Here is a 16,252-nt window from a genome sequence, read left to right as displayed (position 1 = left end):
TTCGGCAAGAGCGATGCGAATTTCCGATTCGCCTTGGCTGTCATAAATGTGACATACAGCGGTCACCAACCGCATCTTCACCTGAGTCGAGCTTGCAATGTCCGGTGGCGTCCTTCTGATCGTCCTCTTTGGCGCGTTTCTTCACGCGAGTTGGAACGCTATCGTCAAAAGCAGCGGCGACAAGTTTTTCGCAGCCGCCAGCGTAACCGGCGCTGCCGGTTTCATCGCTCTGTTCATCGTGCCATTTCTGCCGATGCCGAACTCGGTGAGCTGGGTCTATATCCTGATGTCCACCGTCACCCAGACTTTCTATATGTCACTGGTGGCGGCGGCCTATAAATCCGGCGATATGAGCGAGGCCTACCCGATCATGCGTGGCACGCCGCCCTTGCTCGTCGCGCTGGTCAGTGCGCCGCTGGTCGGCGAGGTCATGGGCTGGAAAAGCTGGCTCGGAATTGTGTTCATTTGCTCGGGTGTGCTGGCCATGGCGCTGGAAGCAAGGCGGCGCAATCGGGGCACCTCCAGCCGCACGGCCATTCTGGCATTGACCAATGCTGGCTTTATTGCCGGTTACACCATCATCGATGGTCTTGGCGTGCGGGCGTCCGGTGCGCCACTTTCCTATACATTGTGGTTGTTTGTCATCAATGCTGTGCCGCTTGCCGGTTGGGCGCTCTATCGCGAACCGGACCGTTTCATCAGCTATATGCGCAATCGCTGGCGTCCGGCGTTGATCGGCGGTGTCGGGACTCTCGGCTCCTACGGGCTTGCGCTCTGGGCAATGACTATGGCACCGATAGCCGTAGTGGCCGCCTTGCGCGAAACCGCCATTCTTTTCGGCATGATCATTTCTGCGGTTGTGCTGAAGGAAAAAGTGGGGCTACCGCGTTTTGCCGCAGCGGCGCTCATCGTTCTGGGTGCCATCACGCTTCGCCTGTCTTAACGATTCTGCGTCGAAAACATATTTCGCCGTGTGAGCGCTTGCGGTAATAAAGAAATATGAACGAGCAAGTTTCCAAATCCAATATCAAGATCGGCCATTCGGCTTGCCCGCATGACTGCCCGTCCACCTGTGCGCTCGATATCGAGCTTCTGGACGAGCGCACCATCGGTCGTGTGCGTGGCGCGAAGGACAATAGCTATACGGCTGGCGTGATCTGCGCCAAGGTCGCGCGCTATGCCGAACGCGTTCATCACCCAGACCGTCTGAAGCACCCGCTGGTGCGCTCTGGCGCTAAGGGCGCAGGCGAATGGAAACAGGCTTCCTGGGAAGCAGCGCTTGATCTGATTGCCGAACGGTTTTTGAAAGCCGAAGCCGAATATGGCAGTGAAAGCGTCTGGCCCTATTATTATGCGGGCACGATGGGGCTTGTTCAGCGCGATTCCATCAATCGTCTTCGCTTTGCCAAGCGCTACTCCAATCAGTTCGACAGCTTCTGCACCAATATGGCCTGGACGGGCTATTTCGCCGGAACAGGAAGCCTGATCGGCCCCGACCCGCGTGAGATGAGCAAGGCCGATGTGGTGGTGATCTGGGGCACCAATGCCGCCGCCACGCAGGTCAATGTCATGACCCACGCCGTGCGTGCGCGTAAAGAGCGCGGTGCGAAGATCGTCGTCATCGACATCTATGCCAATGCGACCGTGCGGCAGGCCGATATGGGCATCGTGCTCAAGCCCGGCACCGATGGCGCTTTCGCCTGTGCGGTGATGCATGTTCTGTTCCGCGATGGCCTTGCCGACTGTGATTATCTGGAACGTTACACCGACGATCCGAAGGGGCTGGAGGCGCATCTCGGTTCCCGCACGCCGGAATGGGCGTCGGCGATTACAGGGCTGACGGTTGAGGAAATCGAAGCCTTTGCGCATCTGGTCGGCAAGACCAAGCGGACCTATTTCCGCCTCGGCTATGGCTTCACCCGGCAGCGCAATGGCGCAGTGAACATGCATGCCGCGGCGTCGATTGCCTGCGTCACCGGCGCTTTTCTTCATGAAGGCGGTGGCGCGTTTCACTCGAACGCCAACATCTTCAAATTCGACAAGCGCGAGATTGAAGGCCGGGCGATGCAGGACAAGACCATCCGCTTCCTCGACCAGTCGAAGATCGGACGCATCCTCACCGGCGATCGCGAGGCGCTTTATGACGGCCCGCCCGTCATGGCTATGCTGATCCAGAACACCAATCCGATGAATGTGACGCCTGAACAGCGTCTCGTCCGCAAAGGTTTTGCGCGCGAGGACCTGTTTGTCACGGTGCACGAGCAGTTCATGACCGATACGGCCAAAATGGCCGATGTCGTGCTGCCTGCCACCACATTCCTCGAACACGACGATATTTATCGCGGCGGCGGCCAGCAGCATGTCGTGCTCGGACCAAAGCTGATCGAACCTTATGCTGAGGCGCGACCGAATATTTTCGTCATCAACGAACTGGCCAACCGGCTGGGCGTTGGTCATCTTCCGGGCTTTTCTGTCGATGAGCGCACGCTGATCGACAATATGAACGCCAATAGTGATTTGCCGCATTTCGACGAACTGAAAGAGCGACGCTTCATCGACAAGCAGCCGCCTTTTGAGGAAGCGCATTACATCAAGGGCTTCAAATGGCCCGATGGCAAATTCCGCTTCCGCCCCGATTGGACAGGAAGCCCCGCACCGGACCGCCCGCCGGAAGTCATGGGCCTGCAAGGTCCGTTCGAGTCGATCCCGGAATTCCCGGATTACTGGGAAGTGATCGAGATGGCAGATGCCGAGCATCCGTACCGGCTCGCGACATCACCGGCGCATAATTTTCTGAACTCGACCTTTGCTGAAACGCCAACTTCGCTTGCCAAGGAAATCCGGCCTGAAGTGCTGATCCATCCGGATGATGCGGCGGAATTGGGCATTGCCGATGGTGAGCGGATCGAGATCGGCAATCATCGCGGCGAAGTGGTGTTGCATGCTGTGCTGCGCGCTGGTCAAAAACGCGGCGTGGTGGTGTCGGAAGGCATTTTCCCCAATGCGTCGTTCGAGCGCGGTGAGGGGATCAACACACTGATCGGCGCCGAGCCTGCCGCTCCCTATGGCGGTCTGGCTGTGCATGACACCAAGATCTGGATTAGAAAATTGGGCTGAGGAGCAATGGTCTAAGCTGCCACTCAATCTTTTCCCTCATCCTGAGGAGCCGTTGAAAACGGCGTCTCGAAGGGCGAGGGAAAACGCACAGCGCTTGTCTTCGTCCTTCGACAAGTTCAGGATGAGGGGGAAGCGTGGTGACCGGATCATGTTAAAGGTCACCAAATTCCAATTAAAAAGCCGCGCCGAATGTCTTCGGCGCGGCTTTTTCATAAAGCAGGCTAACGATTAACCGGCGTAGTTCAGGCGCAGGCGGGAAACGCCGACTGCTGCATTGAGGCCGCGCTGGCCCTGAACCGAAATCGGCTGCAGCGAAATCGTCTTCCACGAACCGCCGGTCAGGATGTTCGTGCCGAAGCCGATACCGATGGCTGCATTGGCCGAAGCGCCGACATAACGACCCTTGAGCGCGCCTTCCGGACGAACGGTCGGAGCCCAGACGGCCCAGGCAACAGTGCCGCCATTGATGAAGCCGACGTCAACGCCGAGCTTGGTGATGGTGCCGGTGTAGTGTTCCAAAGGACCACGACCGCGCACAGGGCGGAACACACAATCAACATCCTGCTGGCTGCCGATGATCACACCGATCGCCGGGGAAATGTCGCAGGTCAGAGTGCCGACTTCCGAACGCGGCTGCGTGCGACCCGAAGCGGGAGGAGCTACGAAGTCTGCCGCGATGGCGGGAGCGGTGACAGCAATGCCGGAAATGACGGCCATTGCGGACAGGAAGGAAGTCGAAAAACGGAGAGACATGATCTTGTCCTCTTCTTGAACACATATTGAAAGAGACGGGTCTGAATGGGCTCGTCTCAATAACGGGGATTGCCGAAGCAAGTTCCGTTACAATCAAGAATTAGAGCTTTTTGCGGGAAATTAAAGTTTTATTAACAAAAAACTTGGGGTGTGATGAATTTGTCGCGCATAAGCGCCGTCAGGCGCTCACAATCATGGCGTCGGGAAGAGACGCATCGACATCCTTCCGGCCGTTTGCAAATTGCCGCAGAACGAGCGGATAGATCCGGTGTTCAGCTTTCAAAACGCGTCCGGCCAGCGTGTCGGCGGTGTCGCCTTCGATGACCGGCACGGCGGCCTGGGCCAGAATGGGGCCTTCATCCATGCCTTCCGTCACCAGATGCACGGTGCAGCCCGCAAGCTTTACACCGGCGTCGATGGCCCGCTGATGCGTGTGCAAGCCGGGGAACAGCGGCAACAGGGAAGGGTGAATGTTGAGGATGCGTCCTTCATAAGGCGCGATAAAGCGCCCCGATAGAAGCCGCATATAGCCAGCAAGACAGAGAAGGTCCGGCTTCAATGCGGCCAATGCGGCGAGGATGGCATCTTCATGCTCGTCCTTCGATGCAAAATCCTTGCGTTTGAAAACCTGCGTGGCAATGCCAGCGGCTTGCGCCTTGGCAAGGCCGCCTGCTTCTGCCTTGTCGGAAAAGACCGCGACGATTTCCGCCGGAAAATCGGGTGTCTGTGCAGCCCGCATCAGCGCCTCCATATTGGAGCCGCTGCCGGAGATGAAGATGACGACCCGTTTACGGCTCATAGCGCCAGCGTGCCCTTGTAGACGACGCCGTCCTTTTCGCGTGCGATCATGCGACCGAGGGTGACGACCTGTTCACCTTCAGCAACGAGGGCCGCGACCACTTCGTCAACCTTTTCAGGCGTGACGACGGCGATCATGCCGATGCCGCAATTGAAGGTGCGCAGCATTTCGACAGGCTCCACGCCGCCAGTTTTGGCAAGCCAGGAGAAGACCGGCGGTACGGCAATTGCTGTCAGATTGACTTCGGCAGCCAGACCTTCCGGCAGAACGCGCGGAATATTGTCGGGGAAACCACCGCCGGTGATATGCGCCAGCGCCTTGATGCCATCGGAAGCGCGGATGGCTGCAAGCAGCGGCTTCACATAGATGCGGGTCGGAGTGAGAAGCGCTTCGCCCAGCGTCGACCCCGGCTGGAATGGCGCATCGGATTTCCAGCCGAGGCCGGATAGTTCAACGATGCGACGCACCAGTGAGAAGCCATTGGAATGAACGCCGGAAGAGGCGAGGCCGAGAATGATATCGCCTTCGGCAATATCGCCGCGCGGCAACAGCCGGTCGCGCTCTGCCGCACCCACGGCGAAACCGGCCAGATCGTAATCGCCATCGCGATACATGCCGGGCATTTCAGCGGTTTCGCCGCCGATCAGTGCAGAGCCTGCCTGACGGCAGCCTTCTGCAATGCCTGCAACGATGTCTACGCCCTGATCGGGGGACAGCTTGCCGGTTGCATAATAATCGAGGAAGAAAAGCGGCTCTGCGCCCTGTACGACCAGATCGTTCACGCACATGGCGACAAGGTCGATGCCCACTGTGTCGTGCTTGTCGGCGTCAATGGCGATCTTCAGCTTGGTGCCCACGCCATCATTGGCGGCAACCAGAACGGGATCTTTGAAGCCAGCCGCTTTCAGATCGAAGAGGCCGCCAAAACCGCCGATTTCGCCATCCGCACCGGGACGGCGCGTCGAACGGACGAGCGGCTTGATCTTTTCAACCATCAGGTTTCCGGCATCGATATCGACACCTGCCTGCGCATAGGTCAGGCCATTGTGGCCGGCGAGCTTGTTTTCCGAGGTCATGGCCTGCTCCTGAAACTGGGTGCTATCCACCTGCGCGCAATGACACGAGATGGCTTTGCCCGCAAGGTCAAGAAGCGGGAAAAGCGCAAAACTCCGCTGGAATCTGCCCAGTTTTTCGCAGGACCGGTCATGTCCGCGTCAATATAGACGGCTGTTGCACTGGCTTTGCATTTCGCACAGCCCGGTCTACTCTTATCTAAAGAATGAGCCGTGCATCAGCGATAAGGTGACGGTAATGCAATTCTGATATTGTTTTGCCAGCAGGTCTTTGCAGAGAACGGAACCATATGGTCAAGAAACCGACGCCGACACGCCAGACGAGCACCAAGACGGGTACGAACAGAACTGGCGCCGCTGTTTCGGCTGATAGCGGCAGCAAAGTCATTCGTCAAAAGGATGCCATCGCCTCGGACGGCAATATCCACGTCAATGTCGAGGTTGGCGGTTTTACGGGCACGACGGTACGGCGTCAGGCGATGTTCTGGGTCGCGACAATGGCCGTGTTCGTGCTGTTTCTGGTGGTTTTCAGCTCGGTTCTGCTGCCCTTTGTGGCTGGCATGGCGCTGGCTTACTTCCTCGACCCGGTGGCTGACCGGCTTCAGCGCTTCGGCCTGTCGCGCATGACGGCAACCGTCGTCATCCTGCTGGTTTTCCTGATTGCACTTGTCGTTGGCCTGATGATCATCGTGCCCATTCTGGCTACCCAGCTTGCTGATTTCATTTCCAAAGTGCCGGGCTATATCACCCAGTTGCAGTCGTTGCTCGCCAATGAAAACTCGCAATGGCTGAAGAAATATATCGGTATCGACAGTTCGGTCATTCAGCAAAATCTCAGCGCGCTGCTTCAGCAGGGTGCTGGTTTCATGACCACGCTGCTCCAATCCCTGTGGAATTCGGGGAAATCGTTGATCGATATTGCAGGGCTTTTCGTGGTCACGCCAGTGGTTGCCTTTTACATGCTTCTCGACTGGGACCGCATGGTCAACCGCATTGATTCCTGGGTGCCGCGCGCGCAGCTTCATACGGTGCGCCAGATCGCGCGCGAAATGAATGCAGCGGTTGCAGGCTTCATTCGCGGGCAGGGCACGCTCTGCCTCATTCTGGGTACTTATTATGCTCTCGGCCTGACCCTCACAGGGCTCAATTTCGGCCTGTTGATCGGCTTTTTTGCCGGTCTGATCTCCTTCATTCCCTATATCGGTTCTTTTGTCGGTCTGGCACTCGCTATTGGTGTGGCGCTGGTGCAGTTCTGGCCTGACTGGATCATGATCTGCGCCGTCGCGGCGGTGTTCTTCATCGGCCAGTTCGTGGAAGGAAACATCCTCCAGCCCAAGCTGGTCGGCTCGTCGGTGGGCCTCCATCCGGTGTGGCTCATGTTCGCTCTGTTCGCGTTCGGTTCACTGTTCGGCTTTACCGGAATGCTGGTCGCGGTACCCGCTGCGGCGGCAGTCGGGGTGCTTGTGCGTTTTGCCTTGAATCGCTATCTCAATTCACCGATGTACGATCCTGCCTTTCGTCGTCGCGACCCGGATGCGGGACCGCTGATCGAGGCAGGCGAGAATGCAGGCCCGAATGCAGGCAAGGACAAATGAGACTGAACCGCAATCTGGACGGGTGTGCGGGAGGCAGCGATGCGTGACGCCCCGCGTCAGATTCCGCTGAATCTCGAACACCAGCCCGGTTATCACCGCGAGGATCTGATCGTCACGGGTTCAAACCGTGCAGCGGTCGACCTTATCGACCGCTGGCCGAACTGGGTGTCGCCGGTGACGATTCTGGCCGGGCCTACCGGCGCGGGCAAAACGCATCTGGCCGAAATCTGGCGCGCGGGCACGGACGCGCTTCTGGTCGATCCAACACGCATTACGGATGAAATCGTTCAGGCTGCGGCGGAGCGTGCCGTGCTGATCGACGATATTGGTGGCGCGCCCTTTGATGAAACGGGTCTGTTTCATCTGATCAACAGCGTTCGTCAACATGCAGCGCAGGGTTTCGGGCCGTCACTTTTGATGACGTCGCGCCTGTGGCCCGCGAACTGGAACGTAAAGCTGCCTGATCTCGCATCGCGGCTGAAAGCGGCAACCGTGGTTGAAATCGCCGAGCCGGACGATTTGCTGTTGTCGGGTGTTATTCATAAGCTGTTTGCGGACCGTCAGGTGAGCGTCGAGCCGCATGTCGTGACCTATCTGGTCAGCCGGATTGAGCGTTCGCTCCTGTCTGCAATCCAGATCGTCGACAAGCTCGACCGGGCGGCACTGGAACAAAAGACCCGCATCACACGGGCGCTGGCGGCACAGGTTCTGGCCGATGCAGACGGCCAGCCGAGCGGCCAAACAGGCGACAAGGCAGGCTGACGGTGAAAATAGTCGTCACGGGGGCAGGCGGGTATATCGGCAGCGCGGTTACGCGGCAGCTGCATGACGATGGGCATCAGGTCACGCCCCTCTCTCGCAACGATCTGGCAGATGCGGATTTTTCAGGCATTGAGACCGTCGTGCATTGCGCAGCCCTTGCGCATCGCACGGGCGCGGAACGACCCGATGCCGATGCCTTCGACGCGGTCAATCATCGGCTGACCGTCGAACTCGCCGAAAAGGCAAAGCAGGCGGGCCTAAAACGCTTCATTTTCGTTTCGACCATCTACACGATTGCCGGAAACCCGTCACCGCTCACGCCCGAAATGCCGCTGGCTCCGAGGGCAGATGATGACTATGGACGCGCCAAGGCAAAAGCGGAAGCGGCTTTGCTGGCAATGACCGGCATCGAGATTGTGATTGCACGTCCCGTGCTCGTTTACGGTCCCGGCGCGCGCGCCAATCTCAGGGCTCTGATGAAACTCTGCGACAGCGCATTTCCGCTGCCTTTCGGTATGGCGAACAACCAGCGCAGCTTCGTGTCCTTGCAGAATGCCGCCCGCGCACTTGTATTCCTGTCGCAAGCTCCTGCCGAGACAGTCGCGGGACGGGTGTTCCATCTCGCAGAACCTAAACCACGTTCAACACGCGAGCTGGTAACCATCGCCCGCCGCGCCATGGGGCGTCCGACGCGGCTTGTCTCTGTTCCGCCAGTGCTGATGCGCTTGCTGCTGACGGGTCTCGGCAAAAAAGGGCTTTATGAGCAGCTATTCGGCGATCTGACGGCGGATACGTCGTCGCTGATCGCAGCCGGGTTTAAATATCTCCCCGGCGACCCGCAGATTGAAGCCATGGCTATCGAGGCCCAAAAAGCTTAGTTCTTGTCCCCAACCGCCTTGGGCGGGACGATGCGGGACTGCGTCTGCACTGGCGCGCTTTTCGCTATTTCCGGCTTCTTGGTCACTGAACCGGTAATCAGCGTTGCACTGTCCGGCTTGTTGCGACCGCCGACAAGCTGATCCTCATGCACCCAGCCGATCATATTGGTCTTCGGAACAATGATGCGATGCCAGCGACCGGTTTTACCGTAGGAGCGCATCTCGCGCCCTTTTTCCACCGTACCGATAGCTGCCGATTTATCCCACGCGTTTTTGTGAATGGTCAGTTGCGTCCGGGCATAGACCACCGAAGGTGAATGCGCAGGCGTGTTGACGCCGCGCGGCGGCATCATATGTGGGCCGGTCGGCGCTGACGCGACGACCTGATTGGCCGGACGTGGAGGCTTTGGCGCCTGAACGGTCACTTGAGTGGGGGCGTGCACTGCTGCCTGCTGAACGGGCTTCTGCACGACAGGTGCAACGGGTGCAGACGGACGCGGCACAGGACCAACGGCAGCACCGTAATCCTTGTCCTTTGACGCCGTGGCCGTTTCTGGAGCCTTGGCGCTAAGGGTCGGCTTGCTCTCTGTACGGGGCGAGGTCGAGGCGAATGGATTGGTCGCGGAACGCTGGAACAGAGCGACCAGCGCGTCCTGCGGGCTCTTGTGCTGCGATGTGGCCCACAGGCTGAAAGCGCCGAGACCGAGGATCGCTGCCAGCGCCAGAACGGGCGCAGACGAACCAGATCCGCCCTTGGCAGTGCGGGACCTCTTTTTCGGTGCAGCCTTTCGGGCGGGCTTCCGTGCAGCCATATGTCTGACCCCTGTTCGAATCGCGATGGCTAGACGCTAACAAGTCTTCCTTCGCATTTCGTTACCTGGGGATGATCGGGCGATGGCTGGGCCACCAAATAGAAAACGCCGCTGGCGCGGCGTCTCTAATTCATTGTGAAGAAGCTAATCAGTGTCCGGACGTCTTGCCGTCACAGGAAGTTTCACCGGAAACCTTATCCTGTTGTTTCTGGTTCGATTCCTGCTCTTCAACTGCGTCGCGCCACTGGGCCCATTCGCGTTCGTGACGACGATAAAGTTCATCGGAAACAGTCTGGATACTCATTTCGATCCTCCGTTCATCTGGCGAAGCAAATAACACGGAGCTGTCCAGAACGTTGCATCACAAAGCGTAAGCGTTTGAAATCTAAATCGGTTTATATGTTTATAACCTTTTCAGACCTCAATTTTCCTGAACGGAAACACCACCTTCTCCGATTTTCAACTCAATCCCGGCGGGTTTTGTTTCTTCGCGATAGACGTAGAAAGCCAGACCAGCCGCAACGACGATCAACGCGCCGATAATCAGATAAAGCCCGTTTCTGTTCACGTGTAACTCCTCATAATGATCGATAAGGATGGAACGTCTGAAAATGGCATCGGTTCCGATAAAGAAAACCCACGCAAGCTGATGCTTGCGTGGGCTGTTGATGGTCTGACCGTATGATCAGTGAGTTACGGCGGGCAGGGTTTCTGCCGGAACCATATGGGTAAATGGTGGCAGATAGGCCTGTGCCATCACGAGAAGGCCGATGAGCGATGCCAGTGCAATCGAGTGGAAAAACACATAGCGCAGGATTTTCGACTCATGGCCGTACCACTGGGTTGCCGTGGAGGCGACGACGATAGACTGCGCATCGATCATCTTACCCATGACGCCGCCCGACGAGTTGGACGCAGCCATCAGCACCGGCGACAGCCCAAGTTGCTCGGCGGTAATCTTCTGCAATCCGCCGAAAAGCACGTTTGATGCCGTGTCCGAACCGGTGAGCGCAACACCGAGCCAACCAAGCATTGCGCCGAAGAACGGATAGACCCAGCCGGTCTGCGCGAAAGCAAGGCCAAGCGTGGCGTCTGTGCCGGAATAGCGCGTGACATAGCCAAGCGCCAGCATGGCCGCGATGGTGATGAGCGAGAAGCGCACCACATAGGCGGTCTTGCCATATTCCCTGAGAAGCTTGAACGGATTGAAGCCGAGAACCAGTCCCGCCACGATGGCAGAGAGCAGAATGCCAGATCCGGTGGCCGATAGCAGGTTGAGCGTATAGACCGCCGCCTCTGCATGGGCTTCGGCGACGACGGGCGGCACCTTGAACACCAGATTATGCAGATAAGGCACCTGAACCTTCAGCACCCAGAGCGAGTCGAGCCATGTGCGGAACTGCGGCGTTCCCCATAGAAACACGAAGACCGACAGGATCAACCATGGCAGCCATGCGCGGAAGACGGTGCCGCTCGCATGTTGCTGGGGCGGTGTATAGGGCGCGGCGACTTCATCCGCATCGAGGCTGGTGGACGTCCAGATGCGTTTCGGCTGCCATATCCGCAGAAATCCGGCGAGCGCTGCCATGGAACAGACGGCGGCAATCACATCGACCAGCCACGGACCATGGAAGTTTGAAACCAGATATTGCGGAACTGCAAAGGCGACACCGGCAACCAGCAAGGCAGGCCAGACTTCCAGCATGCCTCTACGCCCGGCAAAAGCCCATATCAGCCAGAAGGGCACGATAACCGAGAAGAATGGCAATTGCCGCCCGATCATGCCGGATAGCTGCAGGAGGTCGATGCCGGTCACGGCGGAAAGCGCAATGACCGGTGTTCCAAGTGCGCCATAGGCGACGGGGGCGGTGTTCGCAATCAGCGACAGGCCTGCCGCCGGGAGAGGGGCAAAGCCCAGCCCCATGAGCATGGCGGCGGTGACGGCCACTGGCGTGCCGAAGCCCGCCGCACCTTCAAAGAAGGCGCCGAAGGAAAAGGCGATGAACAGAAGCTGGAGCCGACGATCCGGCGTGATCCCGGCGATTGAATCACGCAGGATGTTGAATTGCCCGGTCTGTTCGGTGAGGCGATAGAGAAAAATGACGTTCAGAATGATCCAGCCGATGGGCAGCAGGCCGTAGGCTGCGCCATAGACGGCTGTTGCACCGGCCTTGTCGGCGGGCATTCCAAATCCAATGACGGCGATGACGAGAGCGGTCAGAAGACCGAGTATTGCTGCAGTATGGGCCTTCATATGGAGAAAGCCGATGCCGCCCAGCAGGACGACAATTGGCAAAGCGGCGAGCAATGTTGACCAAAACATGCTGCCCAAAGGGTCATATACTTGATTCCAGGGCATGGTTCCTCCCTTCCTGGACTGAAAACGTTCCTCTCTTCAATGCAAAATGCTTCATCGGTCTGCGTGCCGATGCATAGGCAATGGACAGCCATCCTCTCCCCGGAGGTGCCTATTGCCGATCGTTGACTTATGCTGACGATTGATTGGTAAACTTACTTTACCAGGGCTGTCAATTCTACGGTGTCTGCTACTTTAGGCATGGAGATGCTATTCAAGCGCGAAACAAGACTGTGTTTCATGTTCTGACGTAACGTCAGAACTGTGTTTTGTCGGGGCATTACAGGCTGTTAGCAGCCGCTTTTTCGTCGTTATTCCAGCGCATAATAAAAGGCCTCTTTGAGAGGAGGCTGTCATGGTCACGCGCGCATTGCCGCCGAAGGAATTCGAGGCACAGAATGTTCGTCAGGGCAGGCAGGGAACCCAGGTTCTTACCGTGTTGATTGCCAGTCTGATGGCATCCATCGTCGTTTGGATGTTTGTCGGGCTGTTTGGATAGAACCGGGTAGACAGAGCGTATAGTCCTTCGCCGCTGGTCGCCGATGCAGCGGCGTGACGGGCTTTTTTGCTGACGCGAATGGCGCGCGAAGCTTCGGTCTGATCGATACTGAAGCCTTCGCACGAAAAGACATTGTCCAGATTTCAAAGAAACATCTATTGATAGGGCGGGGGAAGGCACTGCGAGTCGTCAATTTGCATTGACTGTTGTGAACACCCTGCCGGCGGCTGGGTCGGCACATCAATAAGGGAACCAGTCAACGTAAATTGGGAGAACTTTTATGCGTGTCTTGAAACGTATCGTTTTGGCTGCATCAATTGCGACCATGGCAACTGCGATCGGCGGGATGGCAATGACTGCCGCAAATGCCGAAACGCCACTGAAACTCATCATCGGCACAGAAGGCGCCTATCCTCCGTTCAATTTCATCAACCCCGATGGCACCCTGTCAGGCTTCGACGTGGACATCGCGAAAGCGCTTTGCGATGAGATGAAAGCTGAATGCACTTTCATCACGCAGGAATGGGACGGGACGATCCCGGCGCTACAGGCCGATAAATTCGATGCCTATGTGTCGTCCATGTCGATCACGGAAGAACGCAAGAAGCAGGTCGACTTCTCCAACAAATATTACAACACGCCTCCAGGCATTGCCGTTCCGAAGGATAGCGATATCAAGGGCGTGACCAAGGCGGACCTGGCAGGCAAGACGGTCGGCGTTCAGGTTTCCACCACACATGCCAATTATGCCGAGCATGCCTTTACCGACAGCACGATCAAGGCTTATCCGACGGCGGAAGAATATCGCCTCGATCTCGCCAATGGTCGTTTGGATGCCGCCAATGACGACAGCGTCACGCTTGCCGAATGGCTGAAGACGCCGGATGGCGCGTGCTGCAAGATGGTGGGCACTTATCCGCCGGACCCGGAAATTCATGGTGTGGGCGTGGGCGTCGCCTTGAAGAAGGGGCGGCCGGAATTGGTTGAAAAGTTCAATGCCGCCATCAAGGCTATCCGTGCGAACGGAAAATACAAGGAAATCAACGACAAATATTTCGACTTCGACGCTTACGGCTCCGAAGACTGATTTTATCCACGAATCTGCACCGGTCTTGCGAGTCGCAGGCCGGTGCGTTCAAAGGGAGGTTTGCACCTGTGAACCTCCCTTTGCCATTTGTGTTTTGGACCCGCTGCGGGCGCTGGTCGCGGCATTACGGGGACTTTTAGGGGTGTCTGGTCCTGTTATGTGTCAACCCGTCGATTTTTTTATGAAAGTTTGAAAATAGCTCTTGCCTTAGGAAAGCGAATTCTCTAGGGAACTCAACGTCCGAAAGGGCCACGGAGCGTAGCGCAGTCTGGTAGCGCACCTGATTTGGGATCAGGGGGTCGCAGGTTCGAATCCTGCCGCTCCGACCATTTTTTCCCCACCATGATTGATCTGAAAAACCGAGCTATCCTGTGCTTGGCTTGAACCGCGCGTCTTTATCGCGTTGACATGGATTGGTGGGTCTACTATTGCCTTGTTGAAATTCAGAGCCCTCACGGGGCGACAAGAGCATAGTCCAAGGTTCTTCAAATGGTTGCACGCATTTTTCGTCCAGCTAAGACTGCAATGCAGTCCGGTCAGGCCAAGACAGATCAATGGATCCTCGAATACGAGCCGGAAAGCCCGCGCAAGGTCGAGCCATTGATGGGCTACACGTCGTCAGGCGACATGAGAAGCCAGATCCGTCTCGCTTTCGATAGCCAGGAAGACGCTATTGCCTATGCAAAGCGCTATGGCATTGCCTATCGCGTTTCCGAGCCGAATGAACCGAAGCGCCGCAAAGTGTCCTATTCGGACAATTTCCGCTTCGACCGCACGATGCCCTGGACGCATTGACAGCTTTCCCGGCCTTGTGGTTCACGCTAAGGCCGGGTTACCACCGCTCTGGATTTCGCTGAAACCCGGATCGCTGCAAATGTCTTCGACTTTTAAAAGACGAGGTCCCGTAGCTCAGCTGGATAGAGCACCGGCCTTCTAAGCCGTAGGTCGCAGGTTCGAATCCTGCCGGGATCGCCACTCTTTCTTTTTCCCCTTGTAACCAACTGAAAAAGCTCAACCTTTTTTAAGGTGTGGGGCTTTGGTTTCTAGGTGAGGGGATGGCATGTTCTTCTTTAGTTTCTTTGCGCCTGATTGAGCCAGCTTTTTTGCGTTCGCATTCTTGATGTAATGTGCCGCCATGGCATCGGTCGTCCAGCCAAAAAGCGCCTTCAGTTCGGCATTGCTGCCGCCGCTTTCCGCCACGATCTGAGCCAGTAGCTTGCGTAAGCCATGGGCGCGACCTGATACCCCCGCCTCGTCGCACACTTCAGCAAACCAGTTGCCGAACGATGATTCGCTCTTGAACGGTCGGCCTTGTACTGGCGTGGTCAGGAACGCCATGTGACTTATCGAGCAAGCATCTATCGACTTTTGAAGACTAGGGTGCACCGGGATGAAAAGCGGCTCATCGTTTTTTTGCGCCCTAAACTCGATCACAGCATTCCGGATGTGTTGCGGACCAAGGCGATAAACGTCTGATCGACGCAGGCCTGTAAACAGAAGCAAATCCATCGCGAGGCGCGCCATCGATCCCGGCTTGTGCTTATCGTAGAACTTGGCAACGTCTTCGTATGTCCACGGTGTATGACCTACGACCTTCGCTTTCGGTCGCTTCACATCCCTTACCGGATTGGCGCGGGCATATCCTGCATCCACCGCCCATTCGAAAAGGTAGCCCATCACCTTCATGAAATTTATCGCGGCGAATGGGGTGTCGGCGCGCCTGTCGCGCCCGGCAGCGATCGTATTGCGGGTTACCTGAGAAACCAGCATTTTGCCGCCCGTTTCACAAACTGCTTTCAGGATATTGGACCGCATGCGCTGAGTGCTTGGCGCTAGCGCCTTAAACGCAGCCGAAGCCTCGTACTTGGTCACAAGCCATTGAAGTGTGAATTTCGATGGTGCGCTAGCCGTTCCGGCCTCTTCACCTGCAATTAACCCACGCCACTGAGAAACGAACTCCGGCGAGCCGTAATCGCCAACCATTCGAGTGCGTGGCCCTTCACCAATACGGAAGTACCAGACAACGCGCCCGTGTCTGGTCGTCTGTTTCTGAACGTATTGGTATCGGTGACGCGCCATGTTCTCCATCAGAGATACCCGTTCGCTCCTTCAATATACTGTTGTTCAGAGAAATCCCCGTTATCCCCGTTAATCACAACGGCTCCGTTGGGTTCAACTCGAATAGATTTTATTTCTACGCCTCCCTTTTTCGCGCCTTTGATGGCCCGCGAAATAAGGTCAACCGAGGCTGCAACCGCTCTACGGCTCATAGCTTACCTCCATAAAGAATGTGATTTGTTTCCGTTTCGTTCTTACTGTAATCCGTGCCGCCTTGGAGGCTGTCATGGGTACATTCAGCACGAACGCTACATTGGGTGACTGCCTGCGCTGCGGTGAGATCATCACGGCATGGTGTTTGACGTGCGTGTTGATTTGTACTGAGAAGTGACCCGGCATTTGCGCCGAGAATTGACCCGCCTGTTAGTTATGTTTCGGGTCGATAGTAGTGGTCAAGTTCCTA

At 57.0% G+C, this 16,252-nt stretch carries 16 protein-coding genes and 2 tRNA genes; 10 read left to right on the top strand and 8 right to left on the bottom strand.

Going from position 1 to position 16,252, the window contains the following annotated elements; all coding sequences use genetic code 11:
• The first annotated feature begins 97 nt into the window (after nt 1-97).
• The gene (locus FHW00_RS16880; protein ID WP_078340754.1) at nt 98-943 is read left to right on the top strand and encodes a DMT family transporter; all 846 of its coding nucleotides are present in this window, start codon (nt 98-100) and stop codon (nt 941-943) included.
• A 56-nt stretch (nt 944-999) separates the two neighbouring features.
• Nucleotides 1,000-3,117 carry a molybdopterin oxidoreductase family protein gene (locus FHW00_RS16875; protein WP_078340755.1) on the top strand — a complete coding sequence of 706 codons (2,118 nt, stop codon included), beginning with the start codon at nt 1,000-1,002 and terminating at the stop codon, nt 3,115-3,117.
• Nucleotides 3,118-3,345: 228 nt separating this feature from the next.
• Here the strand turns inward: FHW00_RS16875 and FHW00_RS16870 are convergent, their stop codons facing one another.
• The 3 genes from FHW00_RS16870 to purM form a co-directional block, all read right to left on the bottom strand.
• A complete protein-coding gene (locus tag FHW00_RS16870) occupies nt 3,346-3,870 on the bottom strand; it encodes a DUF992 domain-containing protein (RefSeq protein ID WP_078340756.1) in 525 nt (174 codons plus the stop codon).
• Between the two features lie 178 nt (nt 3,871-4,048).
• On the bottom strand, nt 4,049-4,669 hold the full coding sequence (purN, locus tag FHW00_RS16865; RefSeq protein WP_078340757.1) for a phosphoribosylglycinamide formyltransferase: 621 nt from the start codon (nt 4,667-4,669) through the stop codon (nt 4,049-4,051).
• Nucleotides 4,666-5,745, bottom strand: a complete 1,080-nt coding sequence (gene purM / locus FHW00_RS16860) for a phosphoribosylformylglycinamidine cyclo-ligase (RefSeq protein WP_078340758.1) — start codon at nt 5,743-5,745, stop codon at nt 4,666-4,668. Before purM ends, purN begins: the two co-directional genes overlap by 4 nt.
• Before the next feature lie 287 nt (nt 5,746-6,032).
• Here purM and FHW00_RS24570 point away from each other — a divergent pair, with 287 nt between their 5' ends.
• The 3 genes from FHW00_RS24570 to FHW00_RS16850 are packed head-to-tail and all read left to right on the top strand — an operon-like array spanning nt 6,033 to nt 8,977.
• Nucleotides 6,033-7,337 carry an AI-2E family transporter gene (locus FHW00_RS24570; protein ID WP_078340759.1) on the top strand — a complete coding sequence of 435 codons (1,305 nt, stop codon included), beginning with the start codon at nt 6,033-6,035 and terminating at the stop codon, nt 7,335-7,337.
• Between the two features lie 39 nt (nt 7,338-7,376).
• The gene (gene hdaA, locus FHW00_RS24565) at nt 7,377-8,099 is read left to right on the top strand and encodes a DnaA regulatory inactivator HdaA (RefSeq protein WP_078340760.1); all 723 of its coding nucleotides are present in this window, start codon (nt 7,377-7,379) and stop codon (nt 8,097-8,099) included.
• A 2-nt stretch (nt 8,100-8,101) separates the two neighbouring features.
• Nucleotides 8,102-8,977 (top strand): NAD-dependent epimerase/dehydratase family protein, encoded by an 876-nt coding sequence (locus tag FHW00_RS16850; RefSeq protein ID WP_078340761.1) that lies wholly within the window; start codon nt 8,102-8,104, stop codon nt 8,975-8,977.
• Here FHW00_RS16850 and FHW00_RS16845 read toward each other — a convergent pair.
• From FHW00_RS16845 to FHW00_RS16830, 4 genes are all read right to left on the bottom strand, one after another.
• Nucleotides 8,974-9,789: a hypothetical protein gene (locus FHW00_RS16845; protein WP_078340762.1), complete on the bottom strand. Its 816-nt coding sequence runs from the start codon at nt 9,787-9,789 to the stop codon at nt 8,974-8,976. The genes FHW00_RS16850 and FHW00_RS16845 overlap by 4 nt on opposite strands.
• A 148-nt stretch (nt 9,790-9,937) precedes the next feature.
• On the bottom strand, nt 9,938-10,093 hold the full coding sequence (locus FHW00_RS16840) for a hypothetical protein (RefSeq protein ID WP_167836021.1): 156 nt from the start codon (nt 10,091-10,093) through the stop codon (nt 9,938-9,940).
• A gap of 117 nt (nt 10,094-10,210) precedes the next feature.
• Nucleotides 10,211-10,357: a hypothetical protein gene (locus tag FHW00_RS16835; protein WP_113533966.1), complete on the bottom strand. Its 147-nt coding sequence runs from the start codon at nt 10,355-10,357 to the stop codon at nt 10,211-10,213.
• A 117-nt stretch (nt 10,358-10,474) separates the two neighbouring features.
• Nucleotides 10,475-12,148 carry an L-lactate permease gene (locus FHW00_RS16830; RefSeq protein ID WP_078340763.1) on the bottom strand — a complete coding sequence of 558 codons (1,674 nt, stop codon included), beginning with the start codon at nt 12,146-12,148 and terminating at the stop codon, nt 10,475-10,477.
• 352 nt (nt 12,149-12,500) lie between these two features.
• On the opposite strand from FHW00_RS16830, the gene FHW00_RS16825 reads away from it, so the two are divergent.
• From FHW00_RS16825 to FHW00_RS16805, 5 genes are all read left to right on the top strand, one after another.
• The gene (locus tag FHW00_RS16825; protein WP_162762641.1) at nt 12,501-12,644 is read left to right on the top strand and encodes a hypothetical protein; all 144 of its coding nucleotides are present in this window, start codon (nt 12,501-12,503) and stop codon (nt 12,642-12,644) included.
• Nucleotides 12,645-12,924: 280 nt separating this feature from the next.
• Nucleotides 12,925-13,731, top strand: a complete 807-nt coding sequence (locus FHW00_RS16820) for an ABC transporter substrate-binding protein (RefSeq protein ID WP_078340764.1) — start codon at nt 12,925-12,927, stop codon at nt 13,729-13,731.
• A gap of 252 nt (nt 13,732-13,983) precedes the next feature.
• Nucleotides 13,984-14,060, top strand: a tRNA-Pro gene (locus tag FHW00_RS16815).
• Between the two features lie 160 nt (nt 14,061-14,220).
• Complete coding sequence (locus tag FHW00_RS16810; protein ID WP_078340765.1) at nt 14,221-14,526, top strand: ETC complex I subunit; 306 nt, start codon at nt 14,221-14,223, stop codon at nt 14,524-14,526.
• Between the two features lie 103 nt (nt 14,527-14,629).
• Nucleotides 14,630-14,706 (top strand) — tRNA-Arg (locus FHW00_RS16805).
• 36 nt (nt 14,707-14,742) lie between these two features.
• Here FHW00_RS16805 and FHW00_RS16800 read toward each other — a convergent pair.
• Nucleotides 14,743-15,819: a tyrosine-type recombinase/integrase gene (locus tag FHW00_RS16800; RefSeq protein ID WP_078340766.1), complete on the bottom strand. Its 1,077-nt coding sequence runs from the start codon at nt 15,817-15,819 to the stop codon at nt 14,743-14,745.
• Nucleotides 15,820-16,252 lie beyond the last annotated feature (433 nt).

Source organism: Ochrobactrum sp. P6BSIII (assembly GCF_014138065.1).
Taxonomy (GTDB): Bacteria; Pseudomonadota; Alphaproteobacteria; order Rhizobiales; family Rhizobiaceae; genus Brucella.
The sequence above is the reverse complement of the archived record's forward strand: the minus strand, read 5'-3'. Positions and strand labels throughout refer to the sequence as shown.